This window comes from Frigoribacterium sp. Leaf164, assembly GCF_001423665.1.
In the GTDB taxonomy this organism is placed as follows: Bacteria; Actinomycetota; Actinomycetes; order Actinomycetales; family Microbacteriaceae; genus Frigoribacterium; species Frigoribacterium endophyticum.
Window position 1 is genome coordinate 579,921 of sequence record NZ_LMOX01000001.1, and the last position, 17,179, is coordinate 597,099.

17 protein-coding genes and 1 tRNA gene are annotated in these 17,179 nt (G+C 72.2%); 14 read left to right on the top strand and 4 right to left on the bottom strand.

All coding sequences use genetic code 11. From position 1 onward, the window contains the following. Positions 1–61: 61 nt before the first annotated feature. On the bottom strand, positions 62–1,264 hold the full coding sequence (locus ASF82_RS02655; RefSeq protein ID WP_056053018.1) for a pyridoxal phosphate-dependent aminotransferase: 1,203 nt from the start codon (positions 1,262–1,264) through the stop codon (positions 62–64). 156 nt (positions 1,265–1,420) lie between these two features. Between ASF82_RS02655 and ASF82_RS02660 the strand changes: the two genes are divergently transcribed. The 6 genes from ASF82_RS02660 (at position 1,421) to ASF82_RS02685 (ending at position 5,158) form a co-directional block, all read left to right on the top strand. After that, positions 1,421–1,493 (top strand) — tRNA-Trp (locus tag ASF82_RS02660). Positions 1,494–1,629: 136 nt separating this feature from the next. After that, a complete protein-coding gene (gene secE / locus ASF82_RS02665; protein WP_056053021.1) occupies positions 1,630–1,911 on the top strand; it encodes a preprotein translocase subunit SecE in 282 nt (93 codons plus the stop codon). A gap of 86 nt (positions 1,912–1,997) precedes the next feature. Then, positions 1,998–3,086 (top strand): transcription termination/antitermination protein NusG, encoded by a 1,089-nt coding sequence (nusG, locus tag ASF82_RS02670; protein ID WP_056053024.1) that lies wholly within the window; start codon positions 1,998–2,000, stop codon positions 3,084–3,086. Positions 3,087–3,264: 178 nt separating this feature from the next. Beyond that, positions 3,265–3,696: a 50S ribosomal protein L11 gene (gene rplK, locus ASF82_RS02675; protein ID WP_056053026.1), complete on the top strand. Its 432-nt coding sequence runs from the start codon at positions 3,265–3,267 to the stop codon at positions 3,694–3,696. Between the two features lie 100 nt (positions 3,697–3,796). Then, positions 3,797–4,486, top strand: a complete 690-nt coding sequence (gene rplA, locus ASF82_RS02680; protein ID WP_043592944.1) for a 50S ribosomal protein L1 — start codon at positions 3,797–3,799, stop codon at positions 4,484–4,486. Between the two features lie 135 nt (positions 4,487–4,621). Beyond that, positions 4,622–5,158: a GNAT family N-acetyltransferase gene (locus ASF82_RS02685; RefSeq protein WP_056053030.1), complete on the top strand. Its 537-nt coding sequence runs from the start codon at positions 4,622–4,624 to the stop codon at positions 5,156–5,158. Between the two features lie 32 nt (positions 5,159–5,190). On the opposite strand, the gene ASF82_RS02690 is transcribed toward ASF82_RS02685, so the two are convergent. From ASF82_RS02690 to ASF82_RS02700, 3 genes are all read right to left on the bottom strand, one after another. Continuing rightward, positions 5,191–6,156 (bottom strand): NADP-dependent oxidoreductase, encoded by a 966-nt coding sequence (locus ASF82_RS02690; RefSeq protein WP_056053033.1) that lies wholly within the window; start codon positions 6,154–6,156, stop codon positions 5,191–5,193. 171 nt (positions 6,157–6,327) lie between these two features. Further along, positions 6,328–7,032, bottom strand: coding sequence for a YqaJ viral recombinase family protein (locus ASF82_RS02695; protein WP_235491144.1), 705 nt, complete (start codon positions 7,030–7,032; stop codon positions 6,328–6,330). A gap of 88 nt (positions 7,033–7,120) precedes the next feature. Next, the gene (locus tag ASF82_RS02700) at positions 7,121–8,311 is read right to left on the bottom strand and encodes an ROK family transcriptional regulator (protein WP_056053036.1); all 1,191 of its coding nucleotides are present in this window, start codon (positions 8,309–8,311) and stop codon (positions 7,121–7,123) included. 174 nt (positions 8,312–8,485) lie between these two features. Here ASF82_RS02700 and ASF82_RS02705 point away from each other — a divergent pair, with 174 nt between their 5' ends. The 8 genes from ASF82_RS02705 to ASF82_RS02740 all read left to right on the top strand — a co-directional run bounded on the left by ASF82_RS02705 (position 8,486) and on the right by ASF82_RS02740 (position 17,093). Further along, entirely contained in the window at positions 8,486–9,223 is a 738-nt protein-coding gene (locus tag ASF82_RS02705; RefSeq protein ID WP_056053039.1) for a sugar phosphate isomerase/epimerase, read from the top strand. Further along, positions 9,220–10,374: a Gfo/Idh/MocA family protein gene (locus tag ASF82_RS02710; protein WP_056053041.1), complete on the top strand. Its 1,155-nt coding sequence runs from the start codon at positions 9,220–9,222 to the stop codon at positions 10,372–10,374. Before ASF82_RS02705 ends, ASF82_RS02710 begins: the two co-directional genes overlap by 4 nt. Positions 10,375–10,555: 181 nt before the next feature. Beyond that, on the top strand, positions 10,556–11,887 hold the full coding sequence (locus ASF82_RS02715) for an extracellular solute-binding protein (RefSeq protein WP_056053044.1): 1,332 nt from the start codon (positions 10,556–10,558) through the stop codon (positions 11,885–11,887). A 77-nt stretch (positions 11,888–11,964) separates the two neighbouring features. Then, positions 11,965–12,963, top strand: a complete 999-nt coding sequence (locus ASF82_RS02720; RefSeq protein ID WP_082514255.1) for a carbohydrate ABC transporter permease — start codon at positions 11,965–11,967, stop codon at positions 12,961–12,963. After that, on the top strand, positions 12,956–13,795 hold the full coding sequence (locus tag ASF82_RS02725) for a carbohydrate ABC transporter permease (protein WP_056053048.1): 840 nt from the start codon (positions 12,956–12,958) through the stop codon (positions 13,793–13,795). The genes ASF82_RS02720 and ASF82_RS02725 overlap by 8 nt, the downstream gene beginning before the upstream one ends. A gap of 59 nt (positions 13,796–13,854) precedes the next feature. Then, positions 13,855–14,961 (top strand): Gfo/Idh/MocA family protein, encoded by a 1,107-nt coding sequence (locus ASF82_RS02730; RefSeq protein WP_056055675.1) that lies wholly within the window; start codon positions 13,855–13,857, stop codon positions 14,959–14,961. Between the two features lie 137 nt (positions 14,962–15,098). Beyond that, positions 15,099–16,112, top strand: a complete 1,014-nt coding sequence (locus ASF82_RS02735) for a sugar phosphate isomerase/epimerase (RefSeq protein WP_056053051.1) — start codon at positions 15,099–15,101, stop codon at positions 16,110–16,112. A gap of 15 nt (positions 16,113–16,127) precedes the next feature. Next, on the top strand, positions 16,128–17,093 hold the full coding sequence (locus ASF82_RS02740) for a PD40 domain-containing protein (RefSeq protein WP_056053055.1): 966 nt from the start codon (positions 16,128–16,130) through the stop codon (positions 17,091–17,093). Positions 17,094–17,179: the final 86 nt, after the last annotated feature.

Here is a 17,179-nt window from a genome sequence, read left to right on the forward strand (position 1 = left end):
GTCGGCCCGGCCGAGACCTGCCCGGAGCAGGCCGACCCGGTGGGCCCCGGCCCCGGCCGACCTAGGAGAACAGGCGCTGGAGGCGCTGGACGCCCTCGAGGAGCTGGTCGTCGCCGAGGGCGTACGACAGGCGGAGGTAGCCGCTCGGGCCGAAGGCCTCGCCGGGCACCGTGGCCACGTCGGCGTGCTCGAGGATGAGGTCGGCGAGCTCGAGCGACGTCGTCGGGGTGCTGCCGGCCCACTCGCGGCCGAGGAGGCCCCGCACGTCGGGGTAGACGTAGAAGGCGCCCTGCGGCGTCGGGGTGACGATGCCGTCGACGACGTTCAGCTCGCGGACGATCACGGCCCGGCGGGCGTCGAAGGCGAGGCGCATGGCCTCGACGTCGTCCTGCGGGCCCGTCAGGGCCGCGAGGGCAGCGCGCTGGGAGACGTTGGAGACGTTGGAGGTCAGGTGCGACTGGAGGTTCGACGCTCCGGCGACCACGTCGGCGGGCCCGACCATCCAGCCCACCCGCCAGCCGGTCATGGCGTAGGTCTTCGCGACGCCGTTGACGAGGATCGTCTGGTCGGCGACCTCGGGCACGGCGGCGGTGATCGAGACGGCCTCGACGCCGTCGTAGGTGAGGTCCTGGTAGATCTCGTCGCTGATGACCCAGACGCCGGCCTCGACGGCCCAGCGGCCGATGGCGGCCACCTCGTCGGGCGTGTACACCGACCCGGTGGGGTTGGAGGGGGAGCAGAACAGCAGGACCTTCGTCCGGCTCGTCCGCGCGGCCTCGAGCTGGTCGACCGTGACCTTGTACTGCTGGTCGGCGCCCGCGAAGACCTCGACGGTGACGCCGCCCGCGAGCTTCACGGCCTCGGGGTACGTCGTCCAGTACGGCGAGGGGAGGAGGACCTCGTCGCCCTCGTCGAGGAGCGCGGCGAAGGCCTGGTAGACGGCCTGCTTGCCGCCGTTGGTGACGACGACCTGGCTCGCCGTGACCGCCGTGCCGCTGTCGCGGAGGGTCTTCTCGACGATCGCCTCACGAAGCTCGGGGAGGCCGGCCCCGGCGGTGTAGCGGTGGTTGCGCGGGTCACGGGCGGCCGCGACCGCCGCCTCGACGATGTGGTCGGGGGTCGGGAAGTTGGGCTCGCCCGGGCCGTAGCTGATGATCGGCCGGCCCTCGGCCAGCAGGGCCTTGGCCTTGGCGTCGACCGCGAGCGTCGCGGACGGGGCGATGGAGGCGATGCGGGACGAGAGGCGGCGCGCTGGCGTGGTCACGGGGGCCAGCCTAGCTGCGGCGGCCCCGGAGGCGGCAGGGCCTCCGCCCGTCGGCTTTGCACCGCGGTCGGGGTTCGCCTACACTTGCCGAGGCGCCGACGAGCGCGGAGTTCCTGCGCGCCTCACGGTGTCGCCGGGCCCTGATCGTCAGCCCGAAGGGCGGTGGCTCAATTGGTAGAGCAGCGGTCTCCAAAACCGCAGGTTGCAGGTTCGAGTCCTGTCCGCCCTGCAGCCCGGCCGGGTCGTCGCGACCGACACTAGTCAGAGCGGCGGCCCGGGACACCGGACGACCGTCCGGTCCCCGGACGACTGTCCGTCCATCGGACACCAGGCCCCGCGGGCCGAGCTCGGAAGGTACCCAGACAGTGGCGAGAAAAGACCTCGACGTCCCCAGTGAGGACGTCGTCGAGAAGGCGAAGAACGACGTCGCCGTCCGGCGCAGCCCCTTCGCGCGCATCGCGCTGTTCATCCGTCAGGTGATCGGTGAGCTGAAGAAGGTCGTCACCCCGACCCGCAGAGAACTCCTGAGCTACACGGGCGTCGTGCTCGTCTTCGTCGTCATCATGATGGCCCTGGTCACCGGCCTGGACTCCCTCTTCGGCCTCGCCGTCGGGTACGTCTTCGGCAACGGCCCGACCGGCAGCTGACACGACACCGCGCGGTCCCCTCGACCGCGCCGCGCGGCCGCCGCGGCGGTCGCCAGCCCGACACCCCACGAACGGAAGAAGAACCCTTGCCTGAGAACGAGCGCGACGACATCGACCTGGCCCCCGCCGCCGAGCAGTCCTCGGAGGTCGGCGAGACCCAGGAGGGCGACGTCCTCGACGTCGACACCGACGGCGACGCGGGCTCGGCCGAGGAGAGCGCGATCTCGATCGTCGACGAGGGCGACGAGGGCACCGACGACTCGGGCGACCTCGACGAGCTGCTCGACACCCTGGCCGAGGCGTCCGACCCCGAGGCCGACGCCGTCGTCGACGACGCGCTCGACATCGACGACGCCGCCGAGGCGGAGGCCGCCGTCGAGGCGACCGACGACGAGGCCGACAGCGAGGCGGAGGAGCTGGCCGCCGAGGGCGACGCCAGCGGCGCGGACGCCGTCATCGCCGAGGCCGAGCAGTCCGTCCAGGACGCCGACGCCGAGGCCGCCTTCGACGACGTCGCCGTCGACGTCGAGTCGGAGGAGGTCGACGACGAGGCCGAGGTCGACCCGTACGAGGCGTTCCGCTACGACCTTCGCGGCAAGCCCGGCAAGTGGTACGTCATCCACAGCTACGCGGGCTTCGAGCGCCGCGTGAAGCAGAACATCGAGAACCGCATGGTCTCCATGACCATGGAGGACTACATCTACCAGGTCGAGGTCCCGATGGAGGACGTCGTCGAGATCAAGAACGGGCAGCGCAAGCTGGTCACCCGCGTGCGGATCCCCGGCTACGTGCTCGTCCGCATGGACCTCAACGAGGACTCCTGGTCGGTCGTCCGCCACACCCCCGGCGTCACCGGCTTCGTGGGCAACGCCCACAACCCGACGCCCCTCCGCTTCGAGGAGGCCTTCAACATGCTGAAGAGCCTCGTCCAGGTGCAGGAGGCGGCCCCGACCGCGAAGGGCGGCGCCAAGGGCAAGCAGACCCAGCGCGTCATCCCCGCCGAGGTCGACTTCGAGATCGGCGAGACGATCACGATCAAGGAGGGCTCGTTCGCGGGTCTCCCCGGCACGATCAACGAGATCAAGCCCGAGAGCGGCAAGCTCACCGTGCTCGTCTCGCTCTTCGAGCGCGAGACCCCGGTCGAGCTCAGCTTCGACCAGGTCACCAAGCTCTAGCACCGCGTCGCCCGTCGGGGGTGTGATCCACGCCCTCGTCCAGTACGCTGTGTCGAGTGCCGGCCTCGTCCGCACCTCCCCCCAGTCTTGACACCTCACCGGAGCCCGTCCCCACGGGCCACCGGGAGAGCCAGCGGCAGCCGCCGTCGGCTCGAACCCCAGAAGAAGGAAAAGAACAATGGCACCGAAAAAGAAGGTCACGGGTCTGATCAAGCTTCAGATCAACGCCGGCGCCGCGAACCCCGCCCCGCCCATCGGCCCGGCCCTGGGTCAGCACGGCGTGAACATCATGGAGTTCTGCAAGGCCTACAACGCCGCGACCGAGTCGCAGCGCGGCAACGTCGTGCCGGTCGAGATCACGGTCTACGAAGACCGCTCGTTCACGTTCGTCCTGAAGACCCCGCCCGCCGCCGAGCTCATCAAGAAGGCTGCCGGCGTCGCCAAGGGCTCCTCGACCCCGCACACCGCCAAGGTCGGCACGCTGACCATGGAGCAGGTCCGCGAGATCGCCACGACGAAGCAGGCCGACCTGAACGCCAACGACATCGACGCCGCGGCGAAGATCATCGCCGGCACCGCCCGCTCCATGGGCATCACGGTCGACGCCTAAGCAGCACCCCTCCGTTCAGGCGACCCGCCTGCACGACCCAGACACCAGTGGGAGAGCCGGCCAGGCTCGCTACCACGTCCCCAGTACGAAGAGGTCCAACATGGCTCAGAAGTCCAAGGCGTACCGCGCCGCTGCCGAGAAGATCGAGGCAGGCAAGTTCTACAGCACCAGCGAGGCCGTCGCGGTCGCCCGCGAGACCGGCTCGAAGAAGTTCGACTCGACCGTCGAGGTCGCGCTCAAGCTCGGCGTCGACCCCCGCAAGGCGGACCAGATGGTGCGCGGCACCGTCATCCTCCCGCACGGCACGGGCAAGACCGCCCGCGTCATCGTCTTCGCGACGGGTGCCGCCGCTGAGGCCGCCATCGCGGCCGGTGCCGACGAGGTCGGCGGCGACGAGCTCATCGAGAAGGTCGCCGGCGGCTACACGTCGTTCGACTCGGCCGTCTCGACGCCCGAGCTCATGGGCAAGGTCGGCCGTCTCGGAAAGGTGCTCGGCCCCCGCGGCCTCATGCCCAACCCGAAGACCGGCACCGTGACCCCGAACGTCGCTCAGGCCGTCAACGACATCAAGGGCGGAAAGATCGAGTTCCGTGTCGACAAGCACAGCAACGTGCACTTCGTCATCGGCAAGGCCGGCTTCTCGGAAGAGCAGCTGAACACCAACCTCGACGCCGCCCTCGAAGAGGTCGTCCGTCTGAAGCCGTCCTCCTCCAAGGGCCGCTACATCACCAAGGGCACGCTGTCGACGACCTTCGGTCCCGGCATCCCCCTCGACATCAACGTCTTCTAGGTCTCACCGACCCAGAGCGCAGCGTCGCCCGAAGGCCGTCCCACTCTCGAGTGGGGCGGTCTTCGTCGTGCCCGTCGACATGTGCTGGGGCATGCCTGGTCAGGGCAGGAGGCGCGGGTGCGGCACCATGGGCAGATGACCGTCATCGTCCGCCCCGCCATGCCCGCCGACTCCGCCCTTCTCGCCGAGGTGGCGGCGGTGACCTTCCCCCTGGCCTGCCCGCCCGGCTCGTCGTTGACGGACATTGCGCGCGTCGTGACGACGACCCTGTCGGAGGACGCCTTCTCGCGGTACCTCGCGGACGACTCCCGGACGGTGCTGCTGGCCGTGGACCCGGCCACGACGGGCGCCCTGGGCTACAGCATGCTCGTGGCCGGCGACCCCGCCGACGCCGACGTCGCCGCCGCCGTGTCGTCCCGGCCGACGGTGGAGCTGAGCAAGTTCTACGTCATGCCCCAGGGGCACGGGACGGGCGCGGCGTCGACCCTGATGGCCGCGACCCTCGACGCGGCCGGCGCGACGGGCGCCTCCTCGGTGTGGCTCGGCGTCAACCAGCAGAACGACCGTGCACTGCGCTTCTACGCCAAGCACGGCCTGGAGCGCGTCGGCACCCGCACCTTCGCCCTCGGCGACGACCCGCAGGCCGACTTCGTGCTCGAGCGTCGCCTCTAGGCTCCCGCGCATCGGCCCCGCCTGACGAGACGTCACTCGTCGGCGACGCGGAGCACGAGCTTGCCGCGCGTGTGGCAGCGCTCCAGCCGGGTGTGGGCGTCGGCCGCCTCGTCGAGGTCGTAGACATCGTCGACGTAGACGCGCAGGTCGCCCGAGTCGAGCAGCCGGGCGATGACCGAGAGGGTCGCGGCGTCGGGGCTCACGGCGAAGCCGGTGGTCCGGACGCCGGCGGCCTCGGCCGCGACGGAGGCCCCGGCGAAGGAGGCGGTGGGGGCGTGCACGACGACGCCGCCGGGCCGCAGCACGCGCAGGCTGGCCTCGGCCACCGCGACGTCGTCCACGAGGGTGACCACGACGTCGACGTCGCGCACCGTCCGCTCGAGGTCGACGGCGTCGTAGTCGACGACCTCGGCGGCCCCGAGCTCGCGGAGCCAGCCCGCGTTCCGCTGCGAGCCGGTCGCGACGACGTGCGCCCCGAAGTAGGCGGCGATCTGGACGGCGAAGTGGCCCACGCCCCCGGCCCCCGCGTGCACGAGGATGCGCTGGCCCTCGTGGGCCTTGGCGACGTCGACCACCATGCCCCAGGCGGTGAGGGCGGCCAGCGGCACGCCCGCGGCCTCGACGTGCGAGAGCGTCGCGGGCTTCCGCGCGACGGACGACGACGGCACGCTGACGTACTCGGCGTAGCTCCCGCCGGCGCGGGGGAAGGGCGCCATGCCGTAGACGGCGTCGCCCACGTGGAGCGCGTGCGCCGCGTACGGCACCTCGACGACGACGCCGCTGAAGTCGTGCCCGAGCACGGCCGGGAACACCGGGACGCCGGCGCTGTCGCCCAGGCCGGCCCGCGCCTCCGCGTCCACCCGGTTGACCCCGGCGGCGAGCACCCGCACCAGCACCTCCGAGCCGACCCGCGTCGGCACGGGCACCTCCGCCGCGACGAGCTGCTCAGGCCCGCCCGTCCGCTCGATGACCATGGCCCGCATCGTCGTGTGCGTCATCGCACCCTCCCTGTCGTCGCGGAGCGCTCGGTGACGAGCAGGCTCCCTGCACGACCCATCAGACAGGGCGGATGGGTCGGTCGTGTTTCGGCCGCGTCACGGGGGCGGAAAACCTCGCCGCGGTCGAGGGGGAGGGCAGCGGGTCAGCGCGAGCGGGTCAGCGCGAGCGGATCAGCGCAGCGGGTCGTAGGGCGGCGGCTCGTAGGCCCGCACGCCCGGGGCGAACGGGTCGACGGGCGCCTGGCGCGCCAGGGTGTCGAGCACGGTGTCGGCGAGGCCCACGAGGCGGTGGATCTCGTCGTCGTCACGGTCGACCCACCGGCACATCGGCACGGCGTCGAGCGGCACGAAGTCGACGTGCTGCTCCCAGACGACGAGCGTGCGCTCCGCCCCGAGCACGTACTGCTGCCAGAACACCTGGCGGAGGTACGAGCGGGGGATGCTCGTCCACGCCTTCTTCGTCGTCTTGATCTCGCAGAGCTCCACCGCGCCGTCGGCCCGGACGGCCACGCCGTCGGGGGTGGCGAGGTGGCGCGGCCGGTCGGCGGCGTGGAAGAGCTTCGAGCTCGGGGCGATGCGGTGCTCCGCGAGCACCCAGCGCGCGATCTCGGGCTCGCGAGCCCGGCCGTGGTCGGTGTAGGCGTTGCCGCCGAAGCCGTTGCCGTAGAGCTTGTCGAGCACCACGGCCTGCACGGCCCGCGGGCTCGAGAGCCGCGCGACGTCGGTCGCGGTGATGCCGCGGCTGCGGGCCCGGAGCCACGCGATGCGGTCGCTCGAGTCGGCGAGCACGCGCTGCTCGTGGGCGGGGCGTGCCGGAGGCGCGGGCGGGGTCGGTTCGTCGTCCCACAGGGAGAGCATGGGCTGGACGATCGACATGCCTCCATGCTCTCACCGGACCGGCGGCGGGCGCGACACCGCGCCTCCTCGTGTCTCGACGTCGTGCGACGACGGCGGGGCGACCGGCCTAGACGGCGGCGGCCAGCTCGTCGATGGCGGCGGGGGAGAGCGCGTGGTGGATGGCGAGCATGCTCGCCCCGATGATCGCGGCGCGGTCGCCGGCCCGCGACTGCACGATGCTGAGGTGCTCGGTGGCGAGGGGCATCGAGCGCGAGTAGACGACCTCGCGGACCCCGGCGATGAGGTGCTCGCCGGCCTGGGCCATCGAGCCGCCGATGGCGATCACCGACGGGTTGATGAGGTTGACGCACGCCGTCAGCACCTCGCCGAGGTCGCGCCCGGCCTGGCGGACGGCCATGATCGCGTCGAGGTCGCCGGCGCGCACGAGGTCGATGACCTCCTTGCCGCCCGGCACGTCGCGGCCGGTGCGGCGCAGCGAGGCGGCGATGGCGGGGCCGGAGGCGACGGCCTCCAGGCAGCCGACGTTTCCGCAGTGGCAGGGGATGCCCGCGCCCCGGGGGATCTGCACGTGGCCGATGTCGCCGGCGATGCCCTGGGCGCCCCGCTGCAGGCGCCCGCTCGAGATGATGCCCGAGCCGATGCCCGTGGCGACCTTGACGAAGAGGAAGTGGTCGGTGCCGGTGAAGGCGTGGCTCCGCTCGCCGAGGGCCATGATGTTGACGTCGTTGTCGACGAGCACGGGCACGTCGAGGTGGCGTCGCACCCAGCCGGGCACGTCGAACCCGTCCCAGCCGGGCATGATCGGCGGGTTGACCGGGCGGCCCGTGCTGAACTGCACGGGGCCGGGCAGGCCGATGCCGACGCCGATCAGGTCGTCGCGGCTCCGGCCGAGGTCGGCGAGCAGGGCGTCCGCCTCGGCGACCATCGTCGTCAGCACGGCCTCCGGCCCGTCGGCGATGGCGAGCTCGACGTGGCGGCTGAGCAGCACCTCGCCCATCAGGTCGGTGAGGGCCGTCGTGAGGTGCCCGGCGCCGAAGTCGGCGCCCAGCACGACGCGGGCCGACGGGATCATCGCGACGCGCGACGGCGGGCGACCGCCGGTCGAGACGGCGTCGGCGAAGGGGCCGACGAGACCGAGGGCGCTCAGCGCGTCGAGCCGGAGCCCGACCGTCGACCGGGCGAGACCGGTCATGGCCGCGAGCTCGGCCCGGGTGCGAGGCCTGCCGTCGCGCAGCAGCTGGAAGAGCTCGCTGGCTCCCGTGCTGCCGAGGGCGGACGGCCGCGTCGTGTCGGACATGAAGGCAGTAAAGCACAGGCCCCGACGACGTTCGAGACAAGGGTGGCGATGATTCGTCGACTTTTGCTTGCGCTCCGACAGAAGTGGTCCTATCGTCGGTCTCGATCAGCGGTGATCGACCCCCGTCGGGGGGTGGACCACCCGCATCCACCTACTCGAAGAGGAGTCTCCCAGGTGACATCACCGATCTCGGTCCAGCTCTACACGGTGCGGGACGCCATCGCGGCCGACCTGCCCGGCACCCTCCGCCGCCTCGCCGACATCGGCTTCACGCAGGTCGAGCCCTGGGGCTTCGTCGAGCGCGTCGACGAGTACGCCGAGGCGCTGCCGGCGGCCGGGCTGACCGCGCCGAGCGCCCACGCCAAGCTCGTCGGCCAGGACCTCGAGCCGATCTTCGCCGCGGCCGTGCGCCTCGGCGTCGGCACGGTCATCGACCCGCACATCGACGAGACCCGGTGGATCACCCGCGAGGACGTCGAGTCGGTCGCCGCCGACCTGGGGCGCATCGCCGAGCAGGCCGCCGAGCACGGGCTCACGGTCGGCTACCACAACCACGCCTTCGAGCTGGAGAACACCATCGACGGCACCCCCGCCCTCGAGGTCCTCGCCGCGGCCCTGCCCCCGACCGTCGTGCTCGAGATCGACACCTACTGGGTCGAGGTCGGTGGCGTCGGCGCGGCCGAGCTCCTCGTCCGCCTGGGCGACCAGGTCCAGTTCCTCCACGTGAAGGACGGCCCCCTGACGAAGGACGACTCCGAGCAGGTCGCCGTCGGCCGCGGCAGCATGCCCGTCCGCGACATCCTGCGCGCGGCGCCGCAGGCCCTCGCCGTCGTCGAGCTCGACGACCACGCGGGCGACGTCTTCACCGCCCTCACCGACAGCTTCGAGTACCTCCAGGGAGTCCGCGCATGACCGACACCACCACGGCCGACCGGGCCACCGCCTCCTCGTCCGGAGCCCCGCGCACGGGGCCGGTCGGCGTCGGCGTCGTCGGCGCCGGCGTGATCAGCGACCAGTACCTCGGCAACCTCACGCAGTTCCCCGACCTCCGCGTGCTGTTCATCGCCGACATCGACGAGGAGCGCGCCGCGGCCCAGGCCGAGAAGTGGGGCGTGCCCGGCAGCGGCTCGGTCGCCGAGCTGCTCGCCCACGACGACGTCGAGATCGTCGTCAACCTGACCATCCCGGCCGCCCACGTCGAGGTCGCCCTCGCCGCGGTCGCCGCCGGCAAGCACGTCTGGGGCGAGAAGCCCTACGCGCTCGACCGCGAGAGCGGGCAGCGACTGCTCGCGGCCGCGCAGGAGGCGGGGGTCCGGGTGGCCGTCGCCCCCGACACCTTCCTCGGCGCGGGCCTGCAGACGGCGCTCCGCGTCGTGCGCCAGGGCGACATCGGCGCCCCGCTGACCGGCCTCGCGCTCTTCCAGGTGCCCGGCCCCGAGTCGTGGCACCCGAGCCCGGAGTTCCTCTTCGCGCACGGCGCCGGCCCGATGTTCGACGTCGGCCCGTACTACCTCACGACCCTCGTGCAGGTCTTCGGCCCCGTGGCGAAGGTCACCGCGACGTCGTCGAAGGCCCGCGAGACCCGCGTCATCGGCTCGGGCCCGAAGGCCGGGACGGAGTTCCCGGTGGAGGTGCCGACGCACGTCAGCGCCCTGCTCCAGTTCGAGAGCGGCGCCAGCGCGCAGGCCGTCTTCAGCTTCGACTCGAAGCTCGCCCGCGCCGGCTTCGTCGAGATCGCCGGGACGGAGGGCACCGCGGTGTTCCCCGACCCGAACATGTTCGACGGCGACACGCTGGTGCACACGGGCGGCGACGAGCCGACCGTCGTGCCGGCGTCGGGGTCGACCTTCACCCGGGGCACCGGCGTCGCCGAGCTCGCCCAGGCCATCCGCGGCGGCCGTCGCGAGCGGGTGCCCGGCGAGCTCGCGTTCCACGTGCTCGACGTCATGGTCTCGCTCGCCGAGTCGGCGGAGCGCGACGAGAGCGTCGTCGTGGCGTCGTCGCTCGAGCCGACGCCCGAGCTGCCCGAGGACTGGGACCCGTCGGTCGCCACCCTCAGCTAGTCGTCGACGGGCCGGCGTCGACGACGAGGCCGGCCCGTCGCGGGGGCACCCGCCCCCACCCCTCACCAGCCCACCACCGAGACAGCACCACCCGCAGCACAGCACCACCGCAGCACCCCGAACACAGCACTTCCCCCACTCGATGAAGAGACCTCTCGAAGAAGAGACACCAGGAGAAGACATGAACACGAAGAAGTTCCGCTGGGTCGCCGCCCTCGCCGTCGGCGTCGTGGCAGCCGGGTCGATGACCGCCTGCTCCGCCGACGGCGGCAGCGACGGCGGCGACGAGACCATCACGTACTGGGCCAGCAACCAGGCACCGACCGTCGAGCGCGACGCCGAGGTGCTTCAGGAGTCGATCGACCGGTACACGGAGGAGACCGGGGTGAAGGTCGACCTCGAGGTCATCCCGTGGTCCGACCTCTACAACCGCATCCTCACCGCCGTCTCGAGCGGCGAGGGCCCCGACGTGCTCAACATCGGCAACACCTGGGCGGTGTCGCTGCAGTCCAGCGGCGCGTTCGTGCCCTGGGAGGGCGACGCCCTCGAGGCCATCGGCGGCCAGGACCGCTTCGTGCAGTCCAGCTTCGCGACCGGCGGTGCCGAGGGCCAGGCCCCGACCTCCGTGCCGCTCTACGGCCTCGCGTACTCGCTGTACTACAACACGGCCATGTTCGAGGCCGCCGGCATCACCGAGCCGCCCGCCACCTGGGACGAGTTCGTGGAGGACGCCAAGAAGCTGACGATCGACACCGACGGCGACGGGCAGATCGACCAGTGGGGCGTCACGATGGCGGGCTCGAGCATCTCGAACAACGCCCACCAGGCGTTCGTCCGCGGCCTGCAGAACGGCGGCGAGCTCTACAACGAGGACGGCGAGCCCGACTTCGGCAACGACGGCGTCGTCGCCGGCGTCAAGGAGTGGGTCGACCTGATGGCCGTCGACAAGGTCGTCTCGCCCTCCGACGCGGAGAGCGTCAACGGCTCCGACATGGCGGCGACCTTCGCCGACGGCCAGGCCGCGATGTTCTTCGACCAGGCCCCGACCGACAACCTCAAGAGCCGTGACTTCACCGACTACGCGGCCGCTCCGGTGCCGATGGAGTCCGCCGACGCCACCGGCCTCGAGGGCACGCAGAGCCACGTCGCCGGCATCAACATCAGCGTCTTCGAGAACAGCGGCAACAAGGACGCCGCGATCGACTTCGTGAAGCACCTGACGAGCGACGACGAGCAGAAGTACCTCAACGAGTCGTTCGGCGCGCTGCCCGTCGTCACGGCGGCGTACGACGACCCGGCGTTCCAGTCGGAGGCCATCAAGCTGAAGCAGGTCACGCTCGCCGACCACGCCCAGCCGATGCCCCTCTACCCCTCTGAAGGACAGATGGAGACCCTCGTCGGCACGGCGATCAAGGACCTCCTCGCGTCCGCAGCCCAGGGCGAGTCGGTCAGCGAGGACGACGTCAAGTCGGCCCTCGAGGACGCGGCCAGCCAGATGAGCTCGGGTCAGTAGCCCGTCCCACCGCCGCGCGCCGGGGCGGCCGGTCACCACGACCGGCCGCCCCGGCACCCGCACCCGAGAGGACCCTCATGACCGTCAACCTGCTGCCGCCCGCCCCCGCCGAGGAGGCGACCCCGCCCGACCGACACCAGGCGGCGCCCCTCCAGCCCGCCCAGAAGCGCAAGGCGCACCGCTCGCCGCTCGCGTACTTCCTGGTCGCGCCCGCCGCCCTCGCCGAGCTGCTCGTCCACATCATCCCGATGGTGCTGGGCGTCTGGATCGCGTTCATCACGCTCAACCAGCTCAGCATCGCCAACTGGGTCAACGCGCCCTTCGTCGGCCTCCGCAACTTCGTCACGGCCCTCGACCCGAGCTCGCCGATCGCCGGCCAGCTCTACGGGGCCCTCGGCCGCACCCTGCTCTTCACCGTCATCGTCGTGGCCATCGCCTGGAGCATGGGCATGCTGGGAGCAGTGCTGCTCACCAGCTCGTTCAAGGGCCGCGGGATCCTCCGCACGCTCTTCCTCGTGCCCTACGCCCTGCCGTCCTACGTCGGGACGATCGCGTGGGCCTTCATGTTCAACCAGCGCGACGGGGCCATCAACCGGTTCCTGGTCGACGACCTGGGCATCCTCCAGGACCGCCCCTTCTGGCTGCTCGGCGGCAACTCGTTCTGGGCGATCGTCATCGTCACGGCCTGGCAGTTCTGGCCGTTCGCCTTCCTGATGCTCCTCGCCGCGCTGCAGAACATCCCGGGCGACGTCTACGAGGCCGCGAGCCTCGACGGCGCGAGCCTCTGGAAGCAGTTCACGCAGATCACGCTGCCCATGGTGAAGCCGGCCAACGCCGTGCTGCTGCTCATCATGAGCCTCTGGATCTTCAACCAGTTCAACGTGCCCTACGTGCTCTTCGGCCCGGCGTCGCCCGAGCAGGCGACGCTCATCTCGCCGCTGATCTACCAGCAGAGCTTCAACAACTGGAACTTCGGCCTCGGCGGCGCCATGAGCGTGATGCTCCTGATCGTCCTGCTGATCGCGTCGGCGTTCTACATCCGCATGGTTCTCCCGAAGGGACAGCACGATGATTGAGACCCGTGGCTTCAAGATCTTCCGGTTCTTCGGGCTGGCCTTCCTGTCGCTCGTCGTGGTCGTGCCGCTGTACGTGGTGCTGACGACGTCGATCAAGCCGCTCGCCGACGTCCAGGGGCTCTTCACCTGGATCCCGACGCGGGTCACGCTCGAGCCGTACGTGCAGATCTGGCAGACCGTGCCGCTGGCGTCGTACTTCAAGAACAGCCTCATCGTCACGGTCTCGGCGACGGTGCTCTCGGTGGCCATGGCGGTGCTGGCGGCCTACTCGCTGGCCCGCCTGCGCTTCCGCGGGCAGCGGAGCTTCAGCCTCGTGGTGCTGTCGACCCAGATGTTCCCCGGCATCCTGTTCCTGCTGCCGCTCTTCCTCATCTTCGTGCAGATCCAGCGCACGGTCGGGGTGCAGCTCACGGGCAGCTACCTCGGGCTGATCATCACCTACATGACGTTCAGCCTGCCGTTCTCGATCTGGATGCTCACGGGCTACTTCGCCTCCATCCCGAAGGAGCTCGAGGAGGCGTCGATGATCGACGGGACGGGCCGCCTCGGCGCGCTCTTCCGCGTCATCATCCCCGTCGCGAAGCCCGGCATCATCGCCGTCGCGGTCTACGCCTTCATCACGGCGTGGGGCGAGGTCCTCTTCGCCTCAGTGCTGACCAGCAAGGACACGCGGACCCTGTCGATCGGCCTCCGGGCGTACGCGTCGCAGCAGGACGTCTACTGGAACCAGCTGATGGCCGCGTCGGTGGTCGTCTCGCTGCCCGTGCTGATCGGCTTCATGCTCGTGCAGAAGCACCTGATCACGGGGCTCTCCTCGGGCGCGGTCAAGTGACCCGGCCGGGAGGCGCCGCCCCGGTCGTCACGGTCGGGGCGGCCCGCCCCGCCCCCGCCGTGGAGGCCGGAGGCGCCTCCCGGCCCGGGCACGTCCGCGTCGGCATCGTGGGCGGCGGCTTCATGGCGCGCGTCCACGCCGCCGCCGCCCGCACCGCCGGCGCCGAGGTCGTGGCCCTCGCGTCGTCGACCCCGGAGAGCGCCGCCCGCGCGGCGGCCTCGCTCCGCGTCGCCCGGGCGCACGCGTCGGTCGCCGAACTCGTCGACGACCCCGCCGTCGACGTCGTGCACGTCTGCTCGCCGAACGCCAGCCACGCCCCGGTCGCGCTCGCCGCGCTCCGGGCCGGCAAGCACGTCGTCTGCGAGAAGCCCCTCGCGACGACGAGCCAGGAGGGGGAGGCGCTGGTCGCCGCCGCCTCCGCCGCGGGTCGCGTCGCCGCGGTGCCCTTCGTCTACCGCTACCACCCGATGGTCCGGGAGGCGCGGGCCCGCATCGCCCGGGGAGACACCGGCCGGGTGCTGAGCGTCCGGGGGAGCTACCTGCAGGACTGGCTGCTCGAGAGCGACGACGTCGACTGGCGCGTCGACTCGGCCGCCGGGGGCCCGTCTCGGGCCTTCGCCGACATCGGCAGCCACCTCGTCGACCTCCTCGAGTTCGTGCTCGGCGACGCCGGCCGCCTCGTGCGCCTGTCGTCGACGACCACGACCGTGCACCGCGAACGCGGCGGTCGGCCCGTCGACACCGAGGACGAGGCCGCCGTCGTCTTCGAGACCGTCGGGGGAGCGATCGGCACCCTCTTCGTGTCGCAGGTCGCGCCGGGGCGCAAGAACCGCCTCCTCATCGACGTCGCGGGCACGGTCGAGAGCCTCGAGTTCTCGCAGGAGGAGCCCGAGACGCTGTGGGTCGGCCGGCGGCGCGGCACCGAGGTGCTGGCCCGCGACGCGGCGGCCCTGTCGCCCGACGCCGCGCGCCTGTCGATCGTGCCGGCGGGCCACCCGCTCGGCTACGTGGACGCCTTCGCGGCGTTCGTCGCCGACGTCTACGACGCGGTCGACGGCGGCGCGCCCGAGGGGCTCCCGACCTTCGACGACGGCCTCCGGGCGATCCGCGTCACCGAGGGCGTCCTGGCCGCCGCGGCCGGGCGTCGCTGGGTCGACGTGCCCTGACGGGGCCCCGCCCCCTGCCATGCTGGCGGGGACGCCGGGTCGGCACCCCCGCCTCCGCCCGCCCTGCACGACCCCGCCTCCGCACCGTCCGCACCACCCGCACCGCCGCACCGCCCGCCCCGCCCGGAGAGGACCCCATGAGCGAGAGCTCCCGCCCCGTCACCCTGTTCACCGGCCAGTGGGCCGACCTGCCCCTCGAGGAGGTCGCGGCGCTCGCCGCGGGCTGGGGCTACGACGGCCTCGAGATCGCGGCCTCGGGCGACCACCTCGACCTCGAGCGGGCCGACCAGGACGACGCCTACCTCCGCTCGCGCCTCGACGTGCTCGACCGCCACGGCCTGCGCGTGTGGGCGATCTCGAACCACCTCACGGGCCAGGCGGTCTGCGACGACCCGATCGACTTCCGCCACCAGGCGATCCTGCGGCCGTCGACCTGGGGCGACGGCGACCCGGAGGGCGTGCGGCAGCGCGCCGCGGAGGACATGAAGCGGGCGGCCCGCGTCGCCCGCAAGATGGGCGTCGACACCGTCGTCGGCTTCACCGGGTCGGCGATCTGGCCGTACGTCGCGATGTTCCCGCCCGTGCCCGCCAGCGTCATCGACGCCGGCTACGAGGACTTCGCCACGCGCTGGAACCCCATCCTCGACGTGTTCGACGCCGAGGGGGTGCGGTTCGCGCACGAGGTGCACCCGAGCGAGATCGCCTACGACCACTGGACGAGCGTGCGCACGCTCGAGGCCATCGAGCACCGCGAGGCGTTCGGCTTCAACTGGGACCCGTCGCACATGCTCTGGCAGGGCGTCGACGTCGTCGGCTTCATCACCGACTTCGCGTCGCGGATCTACCACGTCGACTGCAAGGACACGCGCGTGCGCCCCGCGTCGGGCCGCTCGGGCGTGCTCGGCTCCCACCTGCCGTGGGGCGACCCGCGCCGCGGCTGGGACTTCGTGTCGACCGGGCACGGCGACGTGCACTGGGAGGACGCCTTCCGCGCCCTCGACGCCGTCGGCTACGACGGCCCCATCTCGATCGAGTGGGAGGACGCCGGCATGGACCGCCTGCACGGCGCCCCGGAGGCCCTGGCCCACGTGCGCTCGCTGCTCTGGCCACGGCCCGCCGCCTCCTTCGACTCCGCGTTCTCGAACCAGTAGCAGGGAGACCGACCCGTGCCCCGACTCCTCCTCCCCGGTCAGACCAGCCGCCTCCTCGTCGTCGACGCCGTCACCGGCGAGGCCGAGGTCGCCTTCCGCAGCGGGCGCGTGCTCGTCGAGGCCCCGAACTGGAGCCCCGACGGCCGCTGGCTCGTCGTCAACGGCGACGGCCTGCTCTGGCGCCTGCCGGCCGACGCCCGCGACGCCGACGAGACCGACCTCGTGCCCGTGCCGCTCGGCGACGTGCCCGAGATCAACAACGACCACGTGATCGCGCCCGACCAGCGGACCGTCGTGGTGAGCGCGCGCGACGGGCACCTGTACGAGGTGCCGTGGCGCGGGGTGCAGCCGGGCGGGAGCGCCCGCCGGGTGACGCGCGACCACCCTCCGGGCAGGAACCACAAGAACTACCTGCACGGCGTCTCGCCCGACGGCACCCAGCTCAGCGTGGTCGTCGGCGCCCTGCCGGCGCCGGTCGACGACCCGGACGGCGAGGAGGCGCGGGCCGGCTGGCGGACGGACGTGGCGCTGGTCTCCGTGGCCGACGGCACCGCGACCGCCGTCACCGCCGACGAGCACCCCGACGACGGCCCCGAGTTCTCGCCCGACGGCCGGTGGCTGTGGTGGAACTCGGAGCGCGCCTCCGGCGGCGTCGCCGGGCACGCCCAGCTGTTCCGGGCCGCGCCCGACGGCGGCGACCTCGTGCAGGTGACCCACGACGAGCGGGTGAACTGGTTCCCCCACCCCTCGCCGGACGGCCGCACGCTGCTCTGGCTGGCGTACGAGCCGGGCACCACCGGGCACCCGGCCGACCGCGACGTGGAGCTGCGGACGATGCCGCTCGGCGACGACGGGCTGCCGGTGCCGGGTGCCGAGCCGCGCACCCTGCGGGCACTGCAGGGCGGCCAGGGCACGGTCAACGTGCCGTGCTGGGCGCCCGACTCGCGGCGCTTCGCCTGCGCGGACTACCCGCGGGGCTGAGCGGAGGGGCGGCGACCGTGGGCCGCGCGTCGGTGCCTCCCGGACGCGACCCCGGTGAGACCCCGGTGCGCCGCCGATGAGGCCCC